Origin of the sequence: Saliphagus infecundisoli, from assembly GCF_020177375.1 — an archaeon.
GTDB lineage: Archaea > Halobacteriota > Halobacteria > Halobacteriales > Natrialbaceae > Saliphagus > Saliphagus infecundisoli.
Window position 1 is genome coordinate 95,949 of sequence record NZ_JAIWHV010000001.1, and the last position, 18,156, is coordinate 114,104.

Annotated in this window: 22 protein-coding genes, 1 tRNA gene and 1 pseudogene; 14 read left to right on the forward strand and 10 right to left on the reverse strand. The window is 67.1% G+C overall.

Translation table 11 applies throughout. From position 1 onward, the window contains the following. Positions 1-56 precede the first annotated feature (56 nt). The 5 genes from LCF40_RS00565 to LCF40_RS00585 all read right to left on the reverse strand — a co-directional run bounded on the left by LCF40_RS00565 (position 57) and on the right by LCF40_RS00585 (position 1,978). Positions 57-305, reverse strand: coding sequence for a hypothetical protein (locus LCF40_RS00565; RefSeq protein WP_114578140.1), 249 nt, complete (start codon positions 303-305; stop codon positions 57-59). Positions 306-415: 110 nt separating this feature from the next. After that, complete coding sequence (locus tag LCF40_RS00570) at positions 416-763, reverse strand: HalOD1 output domain-containing protein (protein ID WP_224826987.1); 348 nt, start codon at positions 761-763, stop codon at positions 416-418. Between the two features lie 66 nt (positions 764-829). Continuing rightward, the gene (locus tag LCF40_RS00575) at positions 830-1,195 is read right to left on the reverse strand and encodes a DUF7344 domain-containing protein (protein ID WP_224826988.1); all 366 of its coding nucleotides are present in this window, start codon (positions 1,193-1,195) and stop codon (positions 830-832) included. Between the two features lie 172 nt (positions 1,196-1,367). Continuing rightward, entirely contained in the window at positions 1,368-1,805 is a 438-nt protein-coding gene (locus LCF40_RS00580) for a transcription elongation factor Spt5 (RefSeq protein WP_114578138.1), read from the reverse strand. Beyond that, a complete protein-coding gene (locus LCF40_RS00585; RefSeq protein WP_114578137.1) occupies positions 1,805-1,978 on the reverse strand; it encodes a protein translocase SEC61 complex subunit gamma in 174 nt (57 codons plus the stop codon). The genes LCF40_RS00580 and LCF40_RS00585 overlap by 1 nt, the downstream gene beginning before the upstream one ends. Positions 1,979-2,074: 96 nt before the next feature. On the opposite strand from LCF40_RS00585, the gene LCF40_RS00590 reads away from it, so the two are divergent. Then, positions 2,075-2,254 (forward strand): hypothetical protein, encoded by a 180-nt coding sequence (locus tag LCF40_RS00590; protein ID WP_224826989.1) that lies wholly within the window; start codon positions 2,075-2,077, stop codon positions 2,252-2,254. 28 nt (positions 2,255-2,282) lie between these two features. Here the strand turns inward: LCF40_RS00590 and LCF40_RS00595 are convergent, their stop codons facing one another. Together LCF40_RS00595 and LCF40_RS00600 are read right to left on the reverse strand one after the other, a co-directional pair. Next, complete coding sequence (locus LCF40_RS00595) at positions 2,283-2,996, reverse strand: hypothetical protein (protein WP_224826990.1); 714 nt, start codon at positions 2,994-2,996, stop codon at positions 2,283-2,285. A gap of 24 nt (positions 2,997-3,020) precedes the next feature. Further along, positions 3,021-3,548 carry an archaemetzincin family Zn-dependent metalloprotease gene (locus LCF40_RS00600; RefSeq protein ID WP_114578135.1) on the reverse strand — a complete coding sequence of 176 codons (528 nt, stop codon included), beginning with the start codon at positions 3,546-3,548 and terminating at the stop codon, positions 3,021-3,023. 39 nt (positions 3,549-3,587) lie between these two features. On the opposite strand from LCF40_RS00600, the gene LCF40_RS00605 reads away from it, so the two are divergent. From LCF40_RS00605 to LCF40_RS00625, 5 genes and pseudogenes are all read left to right on the forward strand, one after another. After that, positions 3,588-3,986, forward strand: coding sequence for a UPF0146 family protein (locus LCF40_RS00605; RefSeq protein ID WP_224826991.1), 399 nt, complete (start codon positions 3,588-3,590; stop codon positions 3,984-3,986). A gap of 72 nt (positions 3,987-4,058) precedes the next feature. Further along, positions 4,059-4,724, forward strand: coding sequence for an HVO_0476 family zinc finger protein (locus tag LCF40_RS00610; protein ID WP_114578134.1), 666 nt, complete (start codon positions 4,059-4,061; stop codon positions 4,722-4,724). An 11-nt stretch (positions 4,725-4,735) separates the two neighbouring features. Then, positions 4,736-5,362, forward strand: coding sequence for a protein-L-isoaspartate(D-aspartate) O-methyltransferase (locus LCF40_RS00615; protein WP_224826992.1), 627 nt, complete (start codon positions 4,736-4,738; stop codon positions 5,360-5,362). A gap of 47 nt (positions 5,363-5,409) precedes the next feature. Beyond that, on the forward strand, positions 5,410-6,162 hold the full coding sequence (locus LCF40_RS00620) for a protein-L-isoaspartate O-methyltransferase family protein (protein WP_114578132.1): 753 nt from the start codon (positions 5,410-5,412) through the stop codon (positions 6,160-6,162). A gap of 148 nt (positions 6,163-6,310) precedes the next feature. Next, positions 6,311-6,906: pseudogene (locus LCF40_RS00625) on the forward strand (PHP domain-containing protein); the annotation flags it as partial. A 16-nt stretch (positions 6,907-6,922) separates the two neighbouring features. Here LCF40_RS00625 and LCF40_RS00630 read toward each other — a convergent pair. Together LCF40_RS00630 and LCF40_RS00635 are read right to left on the reverse strand one after the other, a co-directional pair. Beyond that, positions 6,923-7,333 (reverse strand): group I intron-associated PD-(D/E)XK endonuclease, encoded by a 411-nt coding sequence (locus LCF40_RS00630; RefSeq protein WP_224826993.1) that lies wholly within the window; start codon positions 7,331-7,333, stop codon positions 6,923-6,925. 206 nt (positions 7,334-7,539) lie between these two features. Then, a tRNA-Asp gene (locus tag LCF40_RS00635) sits at positions 7,540-7,612 on the reverse strand. A gap of 307 nt (positions 7,613-7,919) precedes the next feature. On the opposite strand from LCF40_RS00635, the gene LCF40_RS00640 reads away from it, so the two are divergent. From LCF40_RS00640 to LCF40_RS00675, 8 genes are all read left to right on the forward strand, one after another. Next, positions 7,920-8,147 carry a DNA-directed RNA polymerase subunit H gene (locus LCF40_RS00640; protein ID WP_114578130.1) on the forward strand — a complete coding sequence of 76 codons (228 nt, stop codon included), beginning with the start codon at positions 7,920-7,922 and terminating at the stop codon, positions 8,145-8,147. A gap of 1 nt (position 8,148) precedes the next feature. Then, on the forward strand, positions 8,149-9,738 hold the full coding sequence (locus LCF40_RS00645; RefSeq protein WP_224826994.1) for a DNA-directed RNA polymerase subunit B'': 1,590 nt from the start codon (positions 8,149-8,151) through the stop codon (positions 9,736-9,738). Position 9,739: 1 nt separating this feature from the next. After that, a complete protein-coding gene (rpoB, locus tag LCF40_RS00650) occupies positions 9,740-11,572 on the forward strand; it encodes a DNA-directed RNA polymerase subunit B (protein ID WP_114578128.1) in 1,833 nt (610 codons plus the stop codon). Positions 11,573-11,581: 9 nt separating this feature from the next. After that, positions 11,582-14,512 carry a DNA-directed RNA polymerase subunit A' gene (locus tag LCF40_RS00655; protein ID WP_114578127.1) on the forward strand — a complete coding sequence of 977 codons (2,931 nt, stop codon included), beginning with the start codon at positions 11,582-11,584 and terminating at the stop codon, positions 14,510-14,512. Then, positions 14,505-15,716 carry a DNA-directed RNA polymerase subunit A'' gene (gene rpoA2 / locus LCF40_RS00660; RefSeq protein WP_224826995.1) on the forward strand — a complete coding sequence of 404 codons (1,212 nt, stop codon included), beginning with the start codon at positions 14,505-14,507 and terminating at the stop codon, positions 15,714-15,716. Before LCF40_RS00655 ends, rpoA2 begins: the two co-directional genes overlap by 8 nt. Continuing rightward, a complete protein-coding gene (locus LCF40_RS00665) occupies positions 15,716-16,135 on the forward strand; it encodes a NusA-like transcription termination signal-binding factor (protein WP_114578125.1) in 420 nt (139 codons plus the stop codon). The genes rpoA2 and LCF40_RS00665 overlap by 1 nt, the downstream gene beginning before the upstream one ends. Before the next feature lie 68 nt (positions 16,136-16,203). Beyond that, the gene (locus tag LCF40_RS00670; RefSeq protein WP_114578124.1) at positions 16,204-16,632 is read left to right on the forward strand and encodes a 30S ribosomal protein S12; all 429 of its coding nucleotides are present in this window, start codon (positions 16,204-16,206) and stop codon (positions 16,630-16,632) included. A 1-nt stretch (position 16,633) separates the two neighbouring features. Further along, entirely contained in the window at positions 16,634-17,242 is a 609-nt protein-coding gene (locus LCF40_RS00675) for a 30S ribosomal protein S7 (RefSeq protein WP_114578123.1), read from the forward strand. Between the two features lie 144 nt (positions 17,243-17,386). On the opposite strand, the gene LCF40_RS00680 is transcribed toward LCF40_RS00675, so the two are convergent. Next, the gene (locus LCF40_RS00680) at positions 17,387-18,127 is read right to left on the reverse strand and encodes a DUF5781 family protein (RefSeq protein WP_224826996.1); all 741 of its coding nucleotides are present in this window, start codon (positions 18,125-18,127) and stop codon (positions 17,387-17,389) included. Between the last annotated feature and the right edge of the window lie 29 nt (positions 18,128-18,156).

Consider the following 18,156-nt stretch of genomic DNA (forward strand, 5'->3'; position numbering starts at 1 on the left):
CTCCCGCCGGCTCCGCTCTCTCACACCCGTTCCGGGATGGCCAGACCCCGGGTCGGCTACTCGCCGCGGTACTCGATGGTGAGGCCGTCGTCGTTCGGCCGCGGCTCGACCTGCTTTACTGACGTGTTGGCGTAGAGGGCGACGGGGAGCCACGGGGAGAGTTCGTCGACCGTGACCCCGTTGTGGTTCCGGCGTACCTCCTCCACGAACGTGTGGACCTCCTCGGAGATCGAGGCCGCCTCGACCGACAGGTTGTTCCGGACGACCCCCGAGCGGCCGCGTTCGTCGACGACGTACAGTCGCATTTCGGTTCGATCCGTTCACGGAACCTACGGGCGCACGCAAAAGGAGTTCCCCGGAACCTGCCGGCAGGGTTCGTCCGGCTCCCCGATCGCGGTCCGGAACCGCGTCCCCGTCACTCCTCGGTTTCGTCGCCCCCGGCCGGTTCGTACACGTGGATCCAGCCGTCGCTCTCGACCTCGACGACGAGGCCGTCGTACCGAAAGGAGACCGTTCCGCTCCCCCGGCTGGACCGTCGGGGGGTCTCCGCCCCGAAGAAGGTGTTTTCGAGGGCGGCGGCGTCGACGACATCGTACAACGGGGGCGATCCCACCTCCGTCGCCTCGACCCCCTTGGCATCGGCGATCGCGGCGACGAGCGCGGTCGTGAACTCGATGCTCTCCTCGGGATCGTAGTGGCGCTGGAGGACCTGGCGCACGCCCGGATCGTGACCGGTGGTGTCGCCGTTCGGACTACCCGTCATCCATCTCGCTGCGGGCGTGACTCTCCTGTGCGCTGTCGAGGCTCGCACCGATCCCCTCGAGGACGGTCAGCACCTGCTCGGCGTGGTCGGCGGCCGCGATCGTCTCCTCGACCTCGTCGAAGCTGATGACTCCTTGATCGACGAGTTTCGGGACGTGGCGTGGTACAACGAGACGTAGACCTGATCGCGTCGGGCGTCGGTCACGGCGTCCGTCGAGACGCCGTCCTCCCAGGCGGCGATCTTGGTCGCGAGCCCGGGCAGCGACCACTCGGCGTCCTCCAGGAGGGTATAACAGAGGTACCGTCGGCGCGGGTGGCCCAGCGCCTCGTAGACGTGGTCGATTTCGAGGTGATCCGGCGAGAGCGTCCGATCGCCCTCCGTGTCGAGCGCCAGCGACGATCGGGTCTCGTCGGATTGGGACTCGTCCGTCATGGCGTCACATACTCGAGAGCGGCACATAACGGCTTCCCTTCCCGATGTTTCGCGATACGGTCGATCGAGGTGATACGATGTCGCTCCCCGATTCGCGCCGAGCGATCCGACTCGCTACCGCTCGTCGGAGCCACTCGCGGACACACCATGCTCGTTCGTACCGTCCGACGAACTACCGTTCGTCGCTGTCCAAGACGCGGATCTGGTCGCCCCGGACCGTCACCGGAATCGGAACGGTCGCCTCGTAGAGCTCGACCGTCACCTGGTCTTTCCCCTCGTCGATGCGCTGGACCTGGGCCTTCTCGCCTTTGAACGGGCCGGCGATGAGTTCGACGATGTCGCCCTCGGCGATCCCCTCGACGTCCGGCTTGGGCGAGAGGAAGTGTTCGACCTCCGAGAGATCCGACTCGCCGGGAACGATCGTCCGGGCGTGGGGGATGTCCTCCAAGACGCGCTCGAGGACGGCGTTGCCCTCGGCCTCGACCATCACGTAGGAGGTAAGCGAGTCCGGCGCCAGCGCGGCGTGGACGTCCTCTTCCTCGCGGTTGATGATCATGTCGGCGACGGTCTGTTCCTGGCTCGCGGTCGTCTTGACGGCGAAGATGGGCATTAGAACCCACCCGTCAGCAGCCCCATCGTGACGCCGATGAGAAAGCCCATGAGCCCGACCAGCAGAATCCCCGCGCCGGCGATCTGTGAGACCTGGAGGAACTCCTCTCTCGACGGCGTCGAGGCCATCTTCAACACTCGAACGTACGAGTTCACGTCGTACGGAACGTCCATGGCCTCTGCTTCGGTGTCCGACGCCTTTTATCTGTCTCTCTCGCCGTTGCAGACGACGGCCGACCGATCATGGCCCTCGAGGCCCTCGCCTCGCCCATGGCAGAGGACGACACCGACCGCCGAGACGAGCACGAGACCGAACGCGAGGCCGAGATCGAAGACGAGTTAGAGCGGATCGACCGCGATCCCGACGAGGCCGACACGGACGGCGACCTCGGGACCCAGAACGCCCCCCGGGACGAGGCCGAGGAACGCGACGAGCGCGAGGAGCAGTAAGGACCGACACCGGACCCGCGGCGTCCGTTCACCCGCGAGCGAGGAGCACGGCGAGGCCCGCGACCACGAGCACCAGCCCGGGGAGAGCGGCGGCGACGGCGGCCGTCGGAACGGCGAGCCCGCCCGCGGCGCCGACGGCCGCCCCGAGGGCCGCGAGGACGGCGCCGACGACGACCACTCCGGTCGCCGTCGCCGCGGAGACCCCGTCGGTTCCGTCGGTCGGTGACGGCCGTTCTGCGGGATCGACGAGGCGCCACCGGGGCGACCCGGCCGCGAGCAGGCGATCGATCGGGTCGCGTACCGCGGGTGGAAGCGCCGCCAGCGAGTCCTCCGGGAGCCACGCCCGCCACCGGCTCCAGCCCTCGTCGCCGGCGTCGGTCCGGGCCAGATAGACCGTCTCCCCGCGGAGGTGGCCGACCGAGGCGGCGTCGTAGCCGACGTCATCGACGATCCGGGCGAGCAGGAACTCTTCGGACCACGGGATCGGTTTCTCGAGATCGAACCCGACGCGGGGGCCGTGGGGGAGGGCGACCTCGAGGCGGACGGTTCGCGAATCGAGGGACTCGATCGCGGCGACCCGACCCTCGACGTACCCCTCGGGGGTCGTCGAGAGGTCGATCCGCCCCAGTTCGTCCTCGAGGCGGCGTTCGGGCGGCTCCCGGTCGGAGCCGCGGGCGTCGCGGTCGGATCGCTCGGCGCGTTCGATCTCGATCTCGAGTTCGTCCGATCGGTCGGCGGTCATCCGGGGGCTGTGGCGCCGGTCATCTCAGTCGAGGCCGACCAGTCCGCGACAGTCCCCACAGAGCGCCTCGCCTTTGACGTCGACCTCCCGGACGGTCGGCGAGAAGTTCATCACGCAGCGGTCGTCCTCGCAGTGTTCGAGGCCGTAGGTGTGGCCGACCTCGTGGACGATCTCCTTGCGGACGCGATCGGAGAAGACGTCGGCCTCGCTCTTTCGGCTGAGTCCGCCGTCGCTCGAGGTCTGGAGCCGGTAGGTCGAGACGACGCTGCCGCTGCCGTCGAGGTAGGCGAGCCCGAAGACGTAGTTCCGGCGGCGATAGAAGAGGTCCAGTGGCGTGATCGCGATGTTCTTCTCGCCGCGGCCGACCCGTTCTGCGAGCTGGATGAAGTTCTCCGCGCAGTACTGGTTCCGGCCGGTGTCGTAGGCGCCGTCGGGAACCGACTGCGAGTCGTTGACCGTCACCTCACAGCCGTAGATCGACCGCAGTGCCGAGGAGGCCGCCCGCGTCACGGGCGCGGAGACGTTGCCGACCGGCACGATATCGACGGGCATGAAAACCCGTAAGACCGCCCGCGGCATAAACATCCCGCCGTGTCACGCGGAGAGAACGAGGCGATCGTAGACCGCCTGGCCCGCGAGCGCGTCGTCGAGGTCGGGATCGGCCGCCGGACCGACGTCGCGAACGCGCTTGCAGAGCGGGGAACGGCCGTCGTCGCGACCGACGTCCATCCCAGGGAAGTCCCCGAGGTGGTCGAGTTCGTGATCGACGACGTCGTCTCCCCCACGCGCTCGGTGTACGAGGGTGCGGACCTGCTCTACGCGCTCAACCTGCCCCCCGAACTCCACCGGCCCGCCCGCGACGTCGCCCGGGCGGTCGGCGCGGAGTTTCGCTTTACGACCCTGGGAGGCGACGGGCCGGCGATCCCCGCCGACCAGAGGAACGTCGGCGGCGAAACGCTGTACGCGCCCGCCGAGCGCGGCGGGCCCTGACCCGGGCGACTCCGGCTTTCCGGCCGGCGGGGCTCCCAATCGGCTTTTAGGGCCGTAGCCTGTATCGAGGGTATGACACCGACAGCGAGCGAGACGCCGGACCGGCTTCCGGCGGCCTGCCCCGCCTGTTCGCCCGACGCCGAGACCGTCCACGAGGTCCTCTCCTCGGGCGGCGGCGATCTCACGGTCCGCTGTAGCGACTGCAGCCACGTCCACAAAATCCAGCCCGAACGCACCCGCGAGCGGAGCCTCGACGTGATCGTCTCCCAGGACGGCGAGTCCTTCAGCGCGAACGTGACGACGCCCGCCGAGGAGACCATCGAGGTCGGCGACGAGTTCCTCGTCGAGACCGAGGAGGTGCTCTCGACCGTGCGGGTGACGAGCCTCGAGGGCGAAGGCGAGAAACGCTTCGACTCTGCAGTCGCGGAGGACGTCGAGACGGTCTGGAGCCGCGAGATAGACAACGTCTCCGTCGACGTCACGGTCCACCCCCAGGACGGGAGCCGCGACGACAGCCGGAGCGTGACGGTCCACGTGCCGGGCGACTACGACTTTACTGTCGGGGAGAGCGAGGGGTTCGGCGACGACGAGTTCACCGTCGACGCGATCGTCGTCCGCGAGGATGCGACCGGCTACTGGACGACGCGGTTCGAACAGGACGGCGACGCGGTCGCCGCCAAGGACGCAAAGCGGGTGTACGCCTACGACGACACGAGCAGCGCCTGGTCGGCCTGGTAACCGGTCCGACCATGCCCGACTACGAGCACGAACGGGACCGGCTGGTCGACGGGCTCGCCGGCCGGATCGATGACGATCGAGTAGTGGAGGCCCTTCGAAGGGTTCCCCGCCACGAGTTCGTCCCGCCCGCCCGGCGCGACCGGGCGTACGTCGATCGCCCGCTCCCGATCGGGGACGACCAGACGATCAGCGCGCCCCACATGGTCGCGATCATGGCCGACCTCCTCGAACTCTCCCCGGGCGAGTCCGTCCTTGAGATCGGCACCGGCTGTGGCTACCACGCCGCGATCACGGCCGAGATCGTCGGCGCCGAACACGTCGCGAGCGTCGAGTACAGCGAGGCCCTCGCGAGCGAGGCCCGCGAGACCCTCGCCGACGCCGGCTACGGCGCGATCGACGTTCGGGTCGGCGACGGCCGGGAGGGGTGGCCCGAGCGGGCTCCCTTCGACGCGGTCTACCTCACGTGTGGTGCCCCCGAGGTGCCCGGCGCGTTGGTCTCCCAGCTCCGGCCCGGCGGCCGGCTGCTCGCGCCGGTCGGGAGCGGTGCCCAGACGCTCGTCGAACTCCGGAAAGGGGAGGATGGTGCGGTCGAGCGGACCGAACACGGCGGCGTGCGCTTCGTCAGGATGCGGGGATAGGGGACCCCGAACGCGGCATTGATTAGCGTCGGCGCGATAGCTCGCTCATGGACCCCGCGGTACTGCGCGAGGACATGGTCGACGGCCTCGAGCACGAGGCCAAGGCCGTCCTCGAGGGGGAACGCGTCGCCGTCGCGATGCGGGAGGTCCCCCGCGAGGCGTTCGTCCCCGACGAGCGAACCGCCTACGCCGACCGCGAGCACGACCGACTCGGGACCCGCGTGCTCTCGCCCAGCGACGCCGCCCGCCTCCTTCGGGAACTCGATCCCCGACCCGGAGATTCGGTGCTCGTCGTCGGCGCCGGCGTCGGCTACACGGTCGCGCTCGCCGCCGAACTCGCGGGCGCGCGCAACGTCCACGCCGTCGAGATCGCTCGACCGGTGGTGTACGAGGCCCGCGAGAACCTCGGGCGGGCGGGCTACGGCGAGGTCCTCGTCGACTGTCGGGACGGCGCCCGGGGACTCCCCGAGTACGCCCCGTTCGACCGGATCCTGGTCGAGGCCGCGACGGTCGATCCTCCGGGGGCGCTCGTAGAGCAACTCGCCGACGACGGCCGACTCGTCTACCCGAAGGGACCCGGTCGTGGCTCCCAGCGCATCGAGCGGGTCGACGGTCCAGACTTCGACCCCGAGGGGTCCGAGGAAGGGGAAGCGCGGATCTCGCTGTCGCCGCTGCTGGTTTCAGGCGAACAGTCGGGGGCGATCGAACGAGACCGGACGGCCCGCGAGGACGACGAACACGCCCGCCGGCGCGCCGAGTCGCGGACCGGCTGGGAACACGACTGGCTCGAGTGGGAGTAGAGCGTCAGGGGGGTGGGGAAAGAGGTGGCGTCGGTCCGCGCGGACCGGGGTCGCCGACCGACGGTCGGGTCGGCGGAGAGTTAACCCTGCCTCCAAACTGTTTAGGACCGTCCCAACCCCTAAGCGACCTGCCTCCCTCGCCCCGGGCGTGTTCGACGCCCACGTCCACTCGAACTACTCCGACGGTCGCTTTCTCCCTCACATGGTCGAGGCCGCGGCGGAAGCCGGCCTCGAGGGCGTCGGGATCGCCGACCACTGTGCCGTCTCCACTCGAGAGGGCCCCGCGAGGCTCGCGCGCGCTGGGGGTTCACCCTCGATCGAACCTACGAGCGCCGCCGGCGGGCGATCGAGTCGATCCGTGCGGAGGCCGACCTCCGGGTGTTCGACGCCGTCGAGATGGATTACGACCCCCGCGACGAGGAGCGGATCGCGGCTTTTCTCGACGAAGCCGGCTTCGAGTACGCCATCGGCAGCGTCCACGCCGTCGGCGGCGAGAACGTCCAGCGGCCCGCCCGGTTTCGGGGTCGACCCGCCTCCGAACTCGATGCCGTGGTCGACGACTACTTCGAGAAACTCCTCGCCCTCGTCGACTCCGACCTGTTCGCGGTCGCCGCCCACCCCGATCTCGTCGAGCGCACCGAGCCCCTCCGTGGCCGGGCGACGGCCGACCAGTACGAGCGCGTCGCCCGCGCCTTCGCCGATTCGCGGACGATCCCGGAACTCAACGCCGGCCGGGCGCTCTCATCGGGGGGCGACTGGGTTACGGGATCGTGCCGTCGAACTCGTACTCGTCGGCCCAGTTGATCGAGGGGTGGTCGATAGCGGCGTCGTGTCGGAGTTCCATCTTCCCTTCGGTCGCAGCCCCGACGTCGACCCAGTAGAATCGGTCGCCGTCCGGATGCCGAACGAGGAAAGCGTCGATCTCGTCGCGATAGGTCCTCTCGCGGTACTCTCCGTCGTCGGTCGTTTGTGAGTGGGTGTTAAAGCGGATGGTCCGCTCTTTGTTCCACCACGCCGTCTTGCACTGTAGGCGGTGGAGGTCCGTGCCGTCGTCGACGATTAGGTCATAACCGTCGTTGTCGTCGAACGGAATCGACACGCTGTATCCGGCCGAGATCAGCCTCGAGATGACCGCTGCTTCGGTCGCGTCGCCGACGTCCTTCGAGTTCATGACGTGCCTGTCGCCTCATCGTATATCAACGATCGGCTCCGGTCGCCGTCGAGGGGTGGTTACGGGAGACAACGCGGGTATGGGGTCCGAACCACTCGAACCTCGCTTCGCTCGGTTTCGTCGTCCAGGCCCCTCCGTGGGGAGTTTTTCCACTTACGGAGCGGCAACACACGCTACGCGCTCTCGTCAATTTGTCGCGAAAAACACGCCCGGAGCGGGATTTGAACCCGCGTCACAACCGTGACAGGGTTGTATGATGGGCCACTACACCATCCGGGCTCGCAGTTTCAGGTATCGGTGTCCGAGTATTAAGGCTTTCCAATCGACGCCGGTGTGGTACGGCGGGGCGCCCATCCGGATCCGCGCGTGGACTCGCTTCGTCCGTCAGTGCCCAAAGGGATATATGCCCGAACGGCGTAGGTGGGACGTGCCCGATCCCCGACCGGGATCGCCGGTCGGATAGCACCGCAGCCGAGTCAGTTAGTAACCGTTAAATGCCTGCCGACGGTATGCTGCTGTAGTATCCCGTGACAGCACCTTCTCCCCCGGTAGCCGAGACCAGCATCCACCGCGGTGACACCCATACATGGTAGACGTAAGCCAACACGAACTCGTCCCCGAGCACACCGTCCTCGACGAGGAGATCCTAGAGGACGTCCTCGAGGAGTACGACATCGATCGCACCGACCTGCCGAAGATAAAACGCACGGACCCGGCGCTTCCCGACGAGGCCGAGATGGGAGACGTCGTCAAGATCGTGCGGGACTCCCGGACGGCCGATCAGGCGGTCGTCTACCGACTGGTGGTGGACTGAGATGGCGGCCGACGGCGACTACGACGTCGATCAGGGCGCCCGGCGCGACATCTCTCGAGAGTACTTCTCGCGGGAACGACTCGCCGAACACCACTACCGCTCGTTCAACGCCTTCCTGAACCGGGGCATGCAGCGGGTCGTCGACGAGAAGGAGACGATCGACACCGACATCGGCGACAAGGAGGGCGAGGAGCCCGTCTACGTCGAACTCGGCGACGTCCGGATCGTCACGCCCCGCGTGCGGGAGGCCGACGGCAGCGAGGAACTGCTCTACCCCCAGGAGGCCCGCCTCCGGAACATCACCTACTCGGCGCCCGTCTTCATGGAGATGTCGATCGTCAAGGGCGGCGAGGAGGAAGAAGAGCGGGTCGTCGACTCGACGGAGACGAAGATCGGCCGGATGCCGATAATGGTCGGCTCCGAGAAGTGCAACATCGCGGGCTTTTCGGACGAGGAGCTGATCGACATCGGCGAGGACCCCGCCGACCCCGGCGGCTACTTCATCGTCAACGGCTCCGAGCGCGTGCTGATGACCAGCGAGGACTTGGCGCCGAACAAGATCCTCGCGGAGTACGACAGCAAGTACGGCGACGAGATCCAGGTCGCAAAGACCTTCTCCCAGCGCCGGGGGTATCGTGCGCTCGTGCTCTGTGAGCGCACCCGCGACGGCCTGCTCGAGGTCTCGTTCCCCTCGGTGTCGGGCTCGGTCGACTTCGTGACCCTCGTGCGGGCGCTCGGACTCGAGAGCGACGAGGAGATCGTCCATAAGGTCTCGAACGACCCCGAGATCGTCAAGTACATGCTCGAGAACTTAGAGATGGCCGAGGTCCAGACCGAGGAGGAGGCCATCGAGACCCTCGGCAAGCGGGTCGCCTCGGGCCAGGGGAAGAACTACCAGCTCAAGCGCGCGAACTACGTCATCGACCGGTATCTCCTTCCCCACCTCCACGAGGAGGGCGTCGACGAGGAGGACGTCCGGATCAACAAGGCTCACTACCTCTGTCGGATGGCCGAGGCCTGTTTCGAGCTCGCGCTCGGGCGGCGGGAGTCCGACGACAAGGACCACTACGCCAACAAGCGTCTGAAGGTGAGCGGCGACCTGATGAAAGACCTGTTCCGGACGGCGCTCAACAAACTCTCGCGGGACGTGAAGTACCAGTTAGAGCGGGCGAACATGCGAAACCGGAACCTCTCGGTGTCGACGGTGGTCCGCTCGGACGTGCTGACCGAACGTCTGGAGCATCCGATCGCGACGGGCAACTGGGTCGGCGGGCGCTCGGGGGTCTCGCAGCTGGTCGACCGGACCGACTTCATGGGAGTCCTCAGCCACCTGCGGCGGCTGCGGTCGCCCCTCTCGCGCAGCCAGCCCCACTTCGAGGCGCGTGACCTCCACGCGACCCAGTGGGGCCGGATCTGCCCCTCCGAGACACCGGAAGGGCCCAACTGTGGGCTGGTGAAGAACTTCGCGCAGGCGATGGAGCTCTCACAGAACGTCGAGGACGAACAGGAACTCAAACGAGAACTGGCGTCGATGGGGGTCGAGGGGATCCCCGGACTCGAGAACACCGCCCGGACGCCGGCGGACGACTGACATGGCAAGCCAACAACAACGAGAGGCGAAGGTGTACGTCAACGGGTCGCTGGTGGGGACCCATCCGGACCCGGAGGAACTGGCGGACCAGATCCGCGAGTCGCGTCGGGTCGGCGAGATAAGCGACATGGTGAACGTCTCGGTCAAAGAACGGACCCGGGAGGTCATCGTCAATGCCGACGCCGGTCGGGCGCGCCGCCCGCTGCTGGTCGTCGAGAACGGCGAACCCCGGATCACCAGCGCCGAGATCGAGGCGGTCCGCAACGGCGACATGGAGTTCGAGGAACTCGTCGAACAGGGATATATCGAGTTCATCGACGCCGAGGAGGAAGAGGACATCTACGTCGCCGTCGACGAGGACGATCTAGAGGACGATCACACCCATCTCGAGATCGATCCCCAACTGATCTTCGGGATCGGTGCCGGGATGATTCCCTACCCCGAACACAACGCCTCCCCCCGAATTACGATGGGGGCGGGGATGGTCAAGCAGTCGCTTGGACTGCCTTCGGCGAACTACCGGATCCGGCCGGACACGCGCCAGCACCTCCTTCACTACCCGCAGCTGTCGATGGTCAAAACGCAGACGACCGAACAGATCGGCTTCGACGACCGGCCCGCGGCCCAGAACTTCGTCGTCGCCGTCATGTCCTACGAGGGGTTCAACATCGAGGACGCGCTGGTGATGAACAAGGCCAGCGTCGAACGCGCGCTCGCGCGGTCGCACTTCTTCCGGACCTACGAGGGCGAGGAACGCCGGTATCCGGGCGGCCAGGAGGACCGCTTCGAGATCCCCTCCCAGGACGTCCGGGGCGCCCGCGGCGAGGAAGCGTACACCCATCTCGACGAGGACGGCCTCGTCAACCCCGAGACGACCGTCGACGAGAACTCGGTCCTGTTGGGCAAGACCTCCCCGCCACGGTTCCTGGAGGAGCCCGACGACATGGGCGGCCTCAGCCCACAAAAGCGCCGCGAGACGAGCGTGACGATGCGGTCGGGCGAGTCGGGCGTCGTCGACACCGTGACGCTGATGGAGGGCGAGGACGGCTCGAAGCTCTCGAAGGTCTCCGTACGCGACGAGCGCGTCCCCGAACTCGGGGACAAGTTCGCCAGCCGCCACGGCCAGAAGGGCGTCATCGGCCACCTCGCGCCCCAGGAGGACATGCCGTTTACCGAGGAAGGTGTGGTACCGGATCTCGTGCTCAATCCCCACGCGCTGCCCTCCCGGATGACCGTCGGCCACATCCTCGAGATGATCGGCGGGAAACTCGGCGCGATGGAGGGTCGTCGCGTCGACGGCACCCCGTTCCTCGGCGAGGACGAGGACGAACTCCGGAAAGGTCTCGAGGACAACGGCTTCGATTCGGCGGGCAAGGAGACGATGTACTCCGGGGTCAGCGGCGAGAAGATCGAGGCCGAGATCTTCGTCGGCGTGATCTTCTACCAGAAGCTCTACCACATGGTCTCGAACAAGCTCCACGCCCGCTCGCGGGGGCCGGTCCAGGTGCTTACGCGCCAGCCCACCGAGGGCCGGGCCCGCGAGGGCGGCCTCCGGATCGGGGAGATGGAGCGCGACGTCTTCATCGGCCACGGCGCGGCGATGACGCTGAAAGAGCGACTGCTCGACGAGTCCGACCGCGAGGAGATCCACGTCTGTGGGAACTGCGGGATGGCGGCGGTCGAGAACGTCGAGCAACGGCGGGTCTACTGTCCGAACTGCGAGGAGGAAACCGACATCCACCGGATCGAGATGAGCTACGCGTTCAAGCTCCTCCTAGACGAGATGAAGGCCCTCGGCATCGCACCCCGGCTCGAACTCGAGGACGCGGTCTAACCTACCATGATGCAACACAGCACACCGAAGGACATCGGATCGATCGACTTCGGGCTGATGGAGCCCGAGGAGTACCGGGAGATGTCGGCGACGAAGATCATCACGGCCGACACCTACGACGACGACGGCTTCCCCATCGACATGGGGCTGATGGATCCTCGGCTGGGCGTCATCGACCCCGGCCTGGAGTGTAAGACCTGCGGGAAGCATTCGGGGTCGTGTAACGGCCACTTCGGCCACATCGAACTCGCCGCGCCCGTCATCCACGTCGGCTTCACGAAGCTGATCCGCCGGCTTCTGCGAGGCACGTGCCGGGAGTGTTCGCGCCTGCTTCTCACCGAGGACGAACGCGAGGAGTTCCTCGGCGACCTAGACCAGTCGAGAAAGCTCGGCCGCGACCTCAACGACGTGACGAAGGCCGCGATCCGCCAGGCCAGAAAGAAGGACCGCTGTCCGTTCTGTGGCGAGGTCCAGTACGACATCGACCACGAGAAGCCGACGACCTACTACGAGGTCCAGCAGGTCCTCACGAGCGAGTTCTCCCAGCGCATCGCGGGCGCGATGCAGGGCGACGAGGAGGCGGGCGTCGAGCGGACGACGCCCGACGAGCTCGCCGCCGAGACCGAGATCGAGCTCTCGCGGATCAACGAGATCCTTTCGGGGTCGTTCCGCCCGCGCGAGAGCCAGCGCAAGGCCATCGAGAAGGCTCTGGACATCGACCTCACCGACGAGGACACGAACAAGCTGATGCCGAGCGACATCCGGGACTGGTTCGAGAACATTCCCGACGAGGACATCGAAGTGTTGGGGATCAACGCCGAACGATCCCGGCCGGAGTGGATGATCCTGACCGTGCTCCCGGTACCGCCCGTGACCGCACGGCCCTCGATCACGCTCGACAACGGCCAGCGATCCGAGGACGACCTCACCCACAAGCTGGTCGACATCATCCGGATCAACCAGCGGTTCATGGAGAACCGGGAGGCAGGTGCTCCCCAGCTCATCATCGAGGACCTCTGGGAACTGCTGCAGTACCACGTGACGACGTTCATGGACAACGAGATCAGCGGGACGCCGCCGGCCCGACACCGTTCCGGCCGGCCGCTCAAGACGCTCTCCCAGCGCCTGAAGGGCAAGGAGGGGCGCTTCCGTGGCTCGCTGTCCGGAAAGCGCGTGAACTTCTCCGCTCGTACGGTGATCAGTCCGGACCCGACCCTTAGTCTAAACGAAGTCGGCGTCCCCGAACGGGTCGCAAGCGAGATGACCCAGACGATGAACGTCACCGAGCGAAACGTCCCCGAGGCCCGCCGGTACGTCACCAACGGTCCCGAGGGCCACCCCGGCGCGAACTACGTCCGACGGCCGGACGGCCGCCGGCTGAAGGTGACCGAGAAGAACTGCGAGGAGTTGGCCGAAAAGGTCGATGCCGGCTGGGAGGTCAACCGCCACCTCACCGACGGCGACATCGTGATCTTCAACCGCCAGCCGTCGCTCCACCGGATGTCCATCATGGCCCACGAGGTCGTCGTGATGCCGTACAAGACGTTCCGGCTGAATACCGTTGTCTGCCCGCCGTACAACGCCGACTTCGACGGCGACGAGATGAACATGCACGCCCTCCAGAACGAGGAGGCCCGTGCGGAGGCCCGCGTGCTGATGCGGGTCCAAGAGCAGATCCTCAGCCCCCGCTTCGGTGGCAACATTATCGGCGCGATCCAGGACCACATCTCGGGGACCTATCTGCTGACCCACGAGAACCCCAGCTTCAACGAGACCCAGGTCCTCGACCTGCTGCGGGCGACCCGGATCGACGAGCCACCCGAACCGAGCGGCACGGACGAGGACGGCGAACCCTACTGGACCGGCCGGACGATCTTCTCGGAGCTCCTGCCCGACGGGCTCGACCTCGAGTTCACGAGCGAGTCCGGCGACACGGTCGTCATCGAGGACGGCCAGCACGCCTCGGGGACGATCGACTCCGAGGGCGTCGGCGAGTTCGGCGGCGAGATCGTCGACACCATCACGAAACAGTACGGCAACACCCGCTCGCGGATCTTCATCAACGAGGTCTCGACGCTGGCGATGCGGGCGATCATGCACTTCGGGTTCTCGATCGGGATCGACGACGAGACGATCCCGGACGAAGCCGAAGCCCGGATCGACGAGACCGTCGCCGACGCCTACGACCAGGTCGGCGACCTGATCGCGGCCTACGAGGCCGGCGAGTTGGAGAGCCTGCCCGGGCGGACGATCGACGAGACCCTCGAGATGAAGATCATGCAGACCCTCTCGCGGGTCCGCGAGAACGCCGGCGACATCGCCGAGGAGCACTTCGAGGACGACAACCCGGCGGTCGTGATGGCCGAGTCGGGTGCCCGCGGCGGGATGCTCAACCTGACCCAGATGGCCGGCTGCGTCGGCCAGCAGGCAGTGCGCGGCGAGCGGATCAACCGGGGGTACGAGGACCGTACCCTGAGCCACTACAAGCCCAACGACCTCTCGGCCGAAGCCCACGGGTTCGTCGAGAACTCCTACACCTCGGGGCTCTCCCCGCGGGAGTTCTTCTTCCACGCGATGGGCGGCCGCGAGGGGCTGGTCGACACCGCGGTCCGGACGTCGAAGTCGGGCTACCTCCAGCGCCGGCTGATCAACGCGCTGTCGGAGCTCGAGGCCCAGTACGACGGCACGGTCCGGGACACCTCGGACACGATCGTCCAGTTCGAGTTCGGCGAGGACGGTACCTCGCCGACGCTGGTCTCCTACGACGACGACAACGAGATCGACGTCGACGCGATCACCGACCGCGTCCTCGACTCGGAGTTCGACGGCGAGGGACGCCACGAGTTCCTCGAGGCGGGTTCGGAGGCGACGAACCTCTCGGAGCACGCCGACAGCCGTCGGATGGACCGGCCGGGGACGGAGGTGACCTCCGATGACTGAGTCGCGCTCGGCGGTCGGCGCCGGGGGCGCACCCGGTAACGGCTACGACGTCAGCGACGACGTCGTCGCCGTCGTCGAGGACACCGATCTCCCCCGCCGGCTGAAAGACGAGGTCTACGGGACCGTCGAGTCCCGCGAGGACGTCACCGTCGAGGAGGCCGACGAGATCGCGCGCGCGGTCGAGGCCCGGTATCTCGACACGCGGGTCGATCCCCTCGATCCCGTCGGCACCGTCTCGGCCCAGTCGATCGGCGAGCCGGGGACCCAGCTGACGATGAACACGTTCCACTACGCCGGCGTGGCCGAGATCGACGTCACCCAGGGCCTCCCGCGACTGATCGAACTCGTCGACGCCCGGAAGACTCCGGATACGCCGATGATGACGGTCTATCTGGAAGACGAGTACGCGACCGAACGCGAGAAGGCCCACGAGGTCGTCTGGAAGATCGAGGCGACGAAGATCCTCGCGCTCGGGGACGTCTCGACGAACGTCGCGGACATGCGCGTCCAGATATCGCTGAACCGCGACACCTTAGAGGAGCGGATGATCACGCCCGAGGAGGTCGCCGAGATCATCGAGGACTCGCTGGGCGTCGAGACCGTCCAGAACGGGGCGGCCGTCGAGTTCGGCCCCGAAGAGCCCTCCTACCGCGATCTGCTGCAGTTGGTCGAGGAGCTTCGAGAGATCACGTTCAAGGGGATCGAGGAGGTCTCCCGGGTCGTGATCCGCCGGGAGGAGGTAGACGACGGCGAGGAGTTCGTCCTCTACACCGAGGGATCGGCGTTCGGCGACGTGCTCTCGATCGAGGGCGTCGACGCCTCCCGGTCGACCTGTAACAACATCCACGAGATCCACCGCAACCTCGGCATCGAGGCCGCCCGCGAGACGATCATCGAGGAGACCAACGACACGCTCAAAGAGCAGGGTCTGGAGAACGTCAACGTCCGTCACCTGATGCTCGTCGCGGACATCATGACCAATCGTGGCGAGATCGAGTCGATCGGCCGTCACGGCATCTCGGGAAGCAAGGACTCCGTGCTCGCGCGTGCGGCGTTCGAGGTCACCGTCAACCACCTGCTGAACGCGGCGATCCACGGCGAGGTCGACGATCTGAACGGCGTCACCGAGAACGTCATCGTCGGGAAACCGATCAAGCTCGGCACCGGCGACGTCGACCTCCGGATGGGATCGACCGGGCGCTGATGGCGGTCACGCTCGGCGACGACGCCCGCCGACACCTCGCACGCTTCGAGGACGTCACCGGTGCGACCGGCCGGGACTGCATCGTGGGCGACGACCGGTTGCTGATCGTCGTCACCCGCGGGGAGATGGGCGAGGCGATCGGCCCGCAAGGGAGCCACGTCGAGCGCTTCGAGGAGGCCGTCGGGCGAGAGGTCCGGCTGATCGAATCCGCCGAGACCGCCGAGGAGTTCGTCGCCAACGCCCTGGCTCCGGCGGCGGTGTACAACGTCACGGTAAGCGAGAACGACGACACCGTCGCCTACGTTGAGGTCGCACGCGAGGACCGCGGCGTCGCCATCGGGGCCGACGGCGAGACGATCGAGGCCGCCCGGACGCTCGCTGATCGCCACTTCGGGATCGACGACGTCCAGCTGGCGTAGGCGCCGAAACGCCGACACCGGTGCCAAACGGGCCGTTTAAGTGGCTCCGCCGGATAGCAACGGACACTATGGCAAACGGCAAGTACGCCGCGCGCAAGCTCAAGAAGGACCGCCAGCAACAGCGGTGGTCCGACTCGGAGTACGCGCGCCGTGCACGGGGCCTCCGCGAGAAGTCCGACCCTCTCGAGGGTGCCCCCCAGGCCCGCGGTATCGTCCTCGAAAAGGTAGGCATCGAGGCCAAACAGCCCAACTCGGCGATCCGGAAGTGCGTCCGGGTCCAGTTGATCAAAAACGGCAAACAGGTCACCGCCTTCTGTCCCGGCGACGGCGCCATCTCCTTTATCGACGAACACGACGAGGTCACGATCGCCGGCATCGGCGGCGCGAAGGGCCGTGCGATGGGCGACCTCTCGGGAGTCAACTACAAAGTCGACAAGGTAAACGGCGTCGCGATGCTCGAACTCGTTCGTGGCAACGCGGAGAAACCCGTCAGATAACATGTCCGAGACAGACCAACCCGAGCCCGACGCGCCCGCCGGCGGCACCGACGTCGCCGCCGACCTCTTTGGCACCTGGGAGATCGGCGAGATCGAGTACGAGGATCCATCGACGGAACGCTACATCACCGTGACGCCCGTCGCCCACACGATGGGGCGTCACGCCTCCAAACAGTTCCAGAAGTCCGAGATCTCGATCGTCGAGCGGTTCATCAACCGGCTGATGCAGACGGAAGAGAACACGGGCAAGAAACAGCAGACGCTCAACCTCGTCCGCGAGGCCTTCGAGATCGTCCACGAGCGGACCGACGAGAACCCGATCCAGGTGCTCGTCACCGCAGTCGAGAACGCCGCGCCCCGCGAGGAGACCGTCCGCCTGAAGTACGGCGGGATCTCGGTCCCGAAGGCGGTCGACGTCGCGCCCCAGCGCCGGGTCGACCAGGCGCTGCTCTTTCTCGCACAGGGCGTCCAGAACGACTCGTTCAAGACCCCGACCTCCGCCGAGGAGGCCATCGCCAACCAGCTCGTTGGCGCGGCCAACTACGACGTCGGAACGTACGCGATCAGCCAGAAAGAGGAGAAAGAGCGCGTCGCGGCCGCCGCACGCTAACCGTTTTCGCTTCGATTTCTCCGCTTTTGCGTCCTTCGCGTAGCGAGGGCGTCGTCACACACCACTCCGGTTTACGGCGAGGCCCCCACGGCCGCGAGGACGTGGTGGTGTGGATCTGGCAGCCCACTACCTGACCGCCCGCTCTTACTCCGCACGCCCGACGTACGACCGGGTCGCCTCGAGCAGCGTCCGACGGTAGGTACTCGAGTCGGGGTCGGCCGCGAGGTCCCGAAAGCGCCGGGTAAACCCCACGAGATCGACTTCGGGGGCGTCGCTTTCGGCGGCGTGTGCGAGATCGTAGAGGCGGTGGTCCTCGCCCGCGAGGTCGTGGCGTTCGGCGAGTGCGAGGGCGAAGGCGGCGTTGACGGCGGTGATCTCGGGGTCGGCGCTAGGAGAGATCAGTCGGCTATCGTCGGGACCGGGTGTGGGCCGGTCGGCGACGGCGGCCGCGAGCGAGGATTCGAGAAAGGAGAGCAGTTTCTCGCCGGGACCCACCGTGAGGGTGATGTCGTCGGCGTAGATGTCCTTCATGTGGTTTGCGATCTGGTAGCAGTGGACGAGTTTCCGGCGTTCGACCCGGCGGCCGGCCAGGGCCATGTAGAGTACCTCCTCGATGGGCTGGGTGTGGGAGGGGTGGGCCTCCTCGTGGCGGGCCATGTGGGCGAACTCGTGGAGGGCGAGTTCGCGGGCCATCGCGCTGGCCGCGGCCTGTCGGGAGATGTTCAGGACGTGGCGGTCGTCATGGTGGCCCACCCAGGTCCGTTCGTCGGGGTCCTCTCTGATCCGGACGTCGACGGGCAGGGCGAGGTCGCGTTCGGTCTCGAGCAAGTCGCGGGCGCCCAGGAAGGGCGCGGCGGGTCCCGACCCGCGTACGCGGAGATCCATCAGTATCGGTAGCAGGGACCGGGGCGGTA

What these genes read in the sequence shown, in the direction of transcription:
- LCF40_RS00565 (WP_114578140.1), bottom strand. Translation starts at nt 305, where the DNA reads ATGCGACTGTACGTCGTCGACGAACGCGGCCGCTCGGGGGTCGTCCGG.
- LCF40_RS00570 (WP_224826987.1), bottom strand. Translation starts at nt 763, where the DNA reads ATGACGGGTAGTCCGAACGGCGACACCACCGGTCACGATCCGGGCGTG.
- LCF40_RS00575 (WP_224826988.1), bottom strand. Translation starts at nt 1,195, where the DNA reads ATGACGGACGAGTCCCAATCCGACGAGACCCGATCGTCGCTGGCGCTC.
- LCF40_RS00580 (WP_114578138.1), bottom strand. Translation starts at nt 1,805, where the DNA reads ATGCCCATCTTCGCCGTCAAGACGACCGCGAGCCAGGAACAGACCGTC.
- LCF40_RS00585 (WP_114578137.1), bottom strand. Translation starts at nt 1,978, where the DNA reads ATGGACGTTCCGTACGACGTGAACTCGTACGTTCGAGTGTTGAAGATG.
- LCF40_RS00590 (WP_224826989.1), top strand. Translation starts at nt 2,075, where the DNA reads ATGGCAGAGGACGACACCGACCGCCGAGACGAGCACGAGACCGAACGC.
- LCF40_RS00595 (WP_224826990.1), bottom strand. Translation starts at nt 2,996, where the DNA reads ATGACCGCCGACCGATCGGACGAACTCGAGATCGAGATCGAACGCGCC.
- LCF40_RS00600 (WP_114578135.1), bottom strand. Translation starts at nt 3,548, where the DNA reads ATGCCCGTCGATATCGTGCCGGTCGGCAACGTCTCCGCGCCCGTGACG.
- LCF40_RS00610 (WP_114578134.1), top strand. Translation starts at nt 4,059, where the DNA reads ATGACACCGACAGCGAGCGAGACGCCGGACCGGCTTCCGGCGGCCTGC.
- LCF40_RS00615 (WP_224826992.1), top strand. Translation starts at nt 4,736, where the DNA reads ATGCCCGACTACGAGCACGAACGGGACCGGCTGGTCGACGGGCTCGCC.
- LCF40_RS00620 (WP_114578132.1), top strand. Translation starts at nt 5,410, where the DNA reads ATGGACCCCGCGGTACTGCGCGAGGACATGGTCGACGGCCTCGAGCAC.
- LCF40_RS00630 (WP_224826993.1), bottom strand. Translation starts at nt 7,333, where the DNA reads ATGAACTCGAAGGACGTCGGCGACGCGACCGAAGCAGCGGTCATCTCG.
- LCF40_RS00640 (WP_114578130.1), top strand. Translation starts at nt 7,920, where the DNA reads ATGGTAGACGTAAGCCAACACGAACTCGTCCCCGAGCACACCGTCCTC.
- LCF40_RS00645 (WP_224826994.1), top strand. Translation starts at nt 8,149, where the DNA reads ATGGCGGCCGACGGCGACTACGACGTCGATCAGGGCGCCCGGCGCGAC.
- rpoB (WP_114578128.1), top strand. Translation starts at nt 9,740, where the DNA reads ATGGCAAGCCAACAACAACGAGAGGCGAAGGTGTACGTCAACGGGTCG.
- LCF40_RS00655 (WP_114578127.1), top strand. Translation starts at nt 11,582, where the DNA reads ATGCAACACAGCACACCGAAGGACATCGGATCGATCGACTTCGGGCTG.
- rpoA2 (WP_224826995.1), top strand. Translation starts at nt 14,505, where the DNA reads ATGACTGAGTCGCGCTCGGCGGTCGGCGCCGGGGGCGCACCCGGTAAC.
- LCF40_RS00665 (WP_114578125.1), top strand. Translation starts at nt 15,716, where the DNA reads ATGGCGGTCACGCTCGGCGACGACGCCCGCCGACACCTCGCACGCTTC.
- LCF40_RS00670 (WP_114578124.1), top strand. Translation starts at nt 16,204, where the DNA reads ATGGCAAACGGCAAGTACGCCGCGCGCAAGCTCAAGAAGGACCGCCAG.
- LCF40_RS00675 (WP_114578123.1), top strand. Translation starts at nt 16,634, where the DNA reads ATGTCCGAGACAGACCAACCCGAGCCCGACGCGCCCGCCGGCGGCACC.
- LCF40_RS00680 (WP_224826996.1), bottom strand. Translation starts at nt 18,127, where the DNA reads ATGGATCTCCGCGTACGCGGGTCGGGACCCGCCGCGCCCTTCCTGGGC.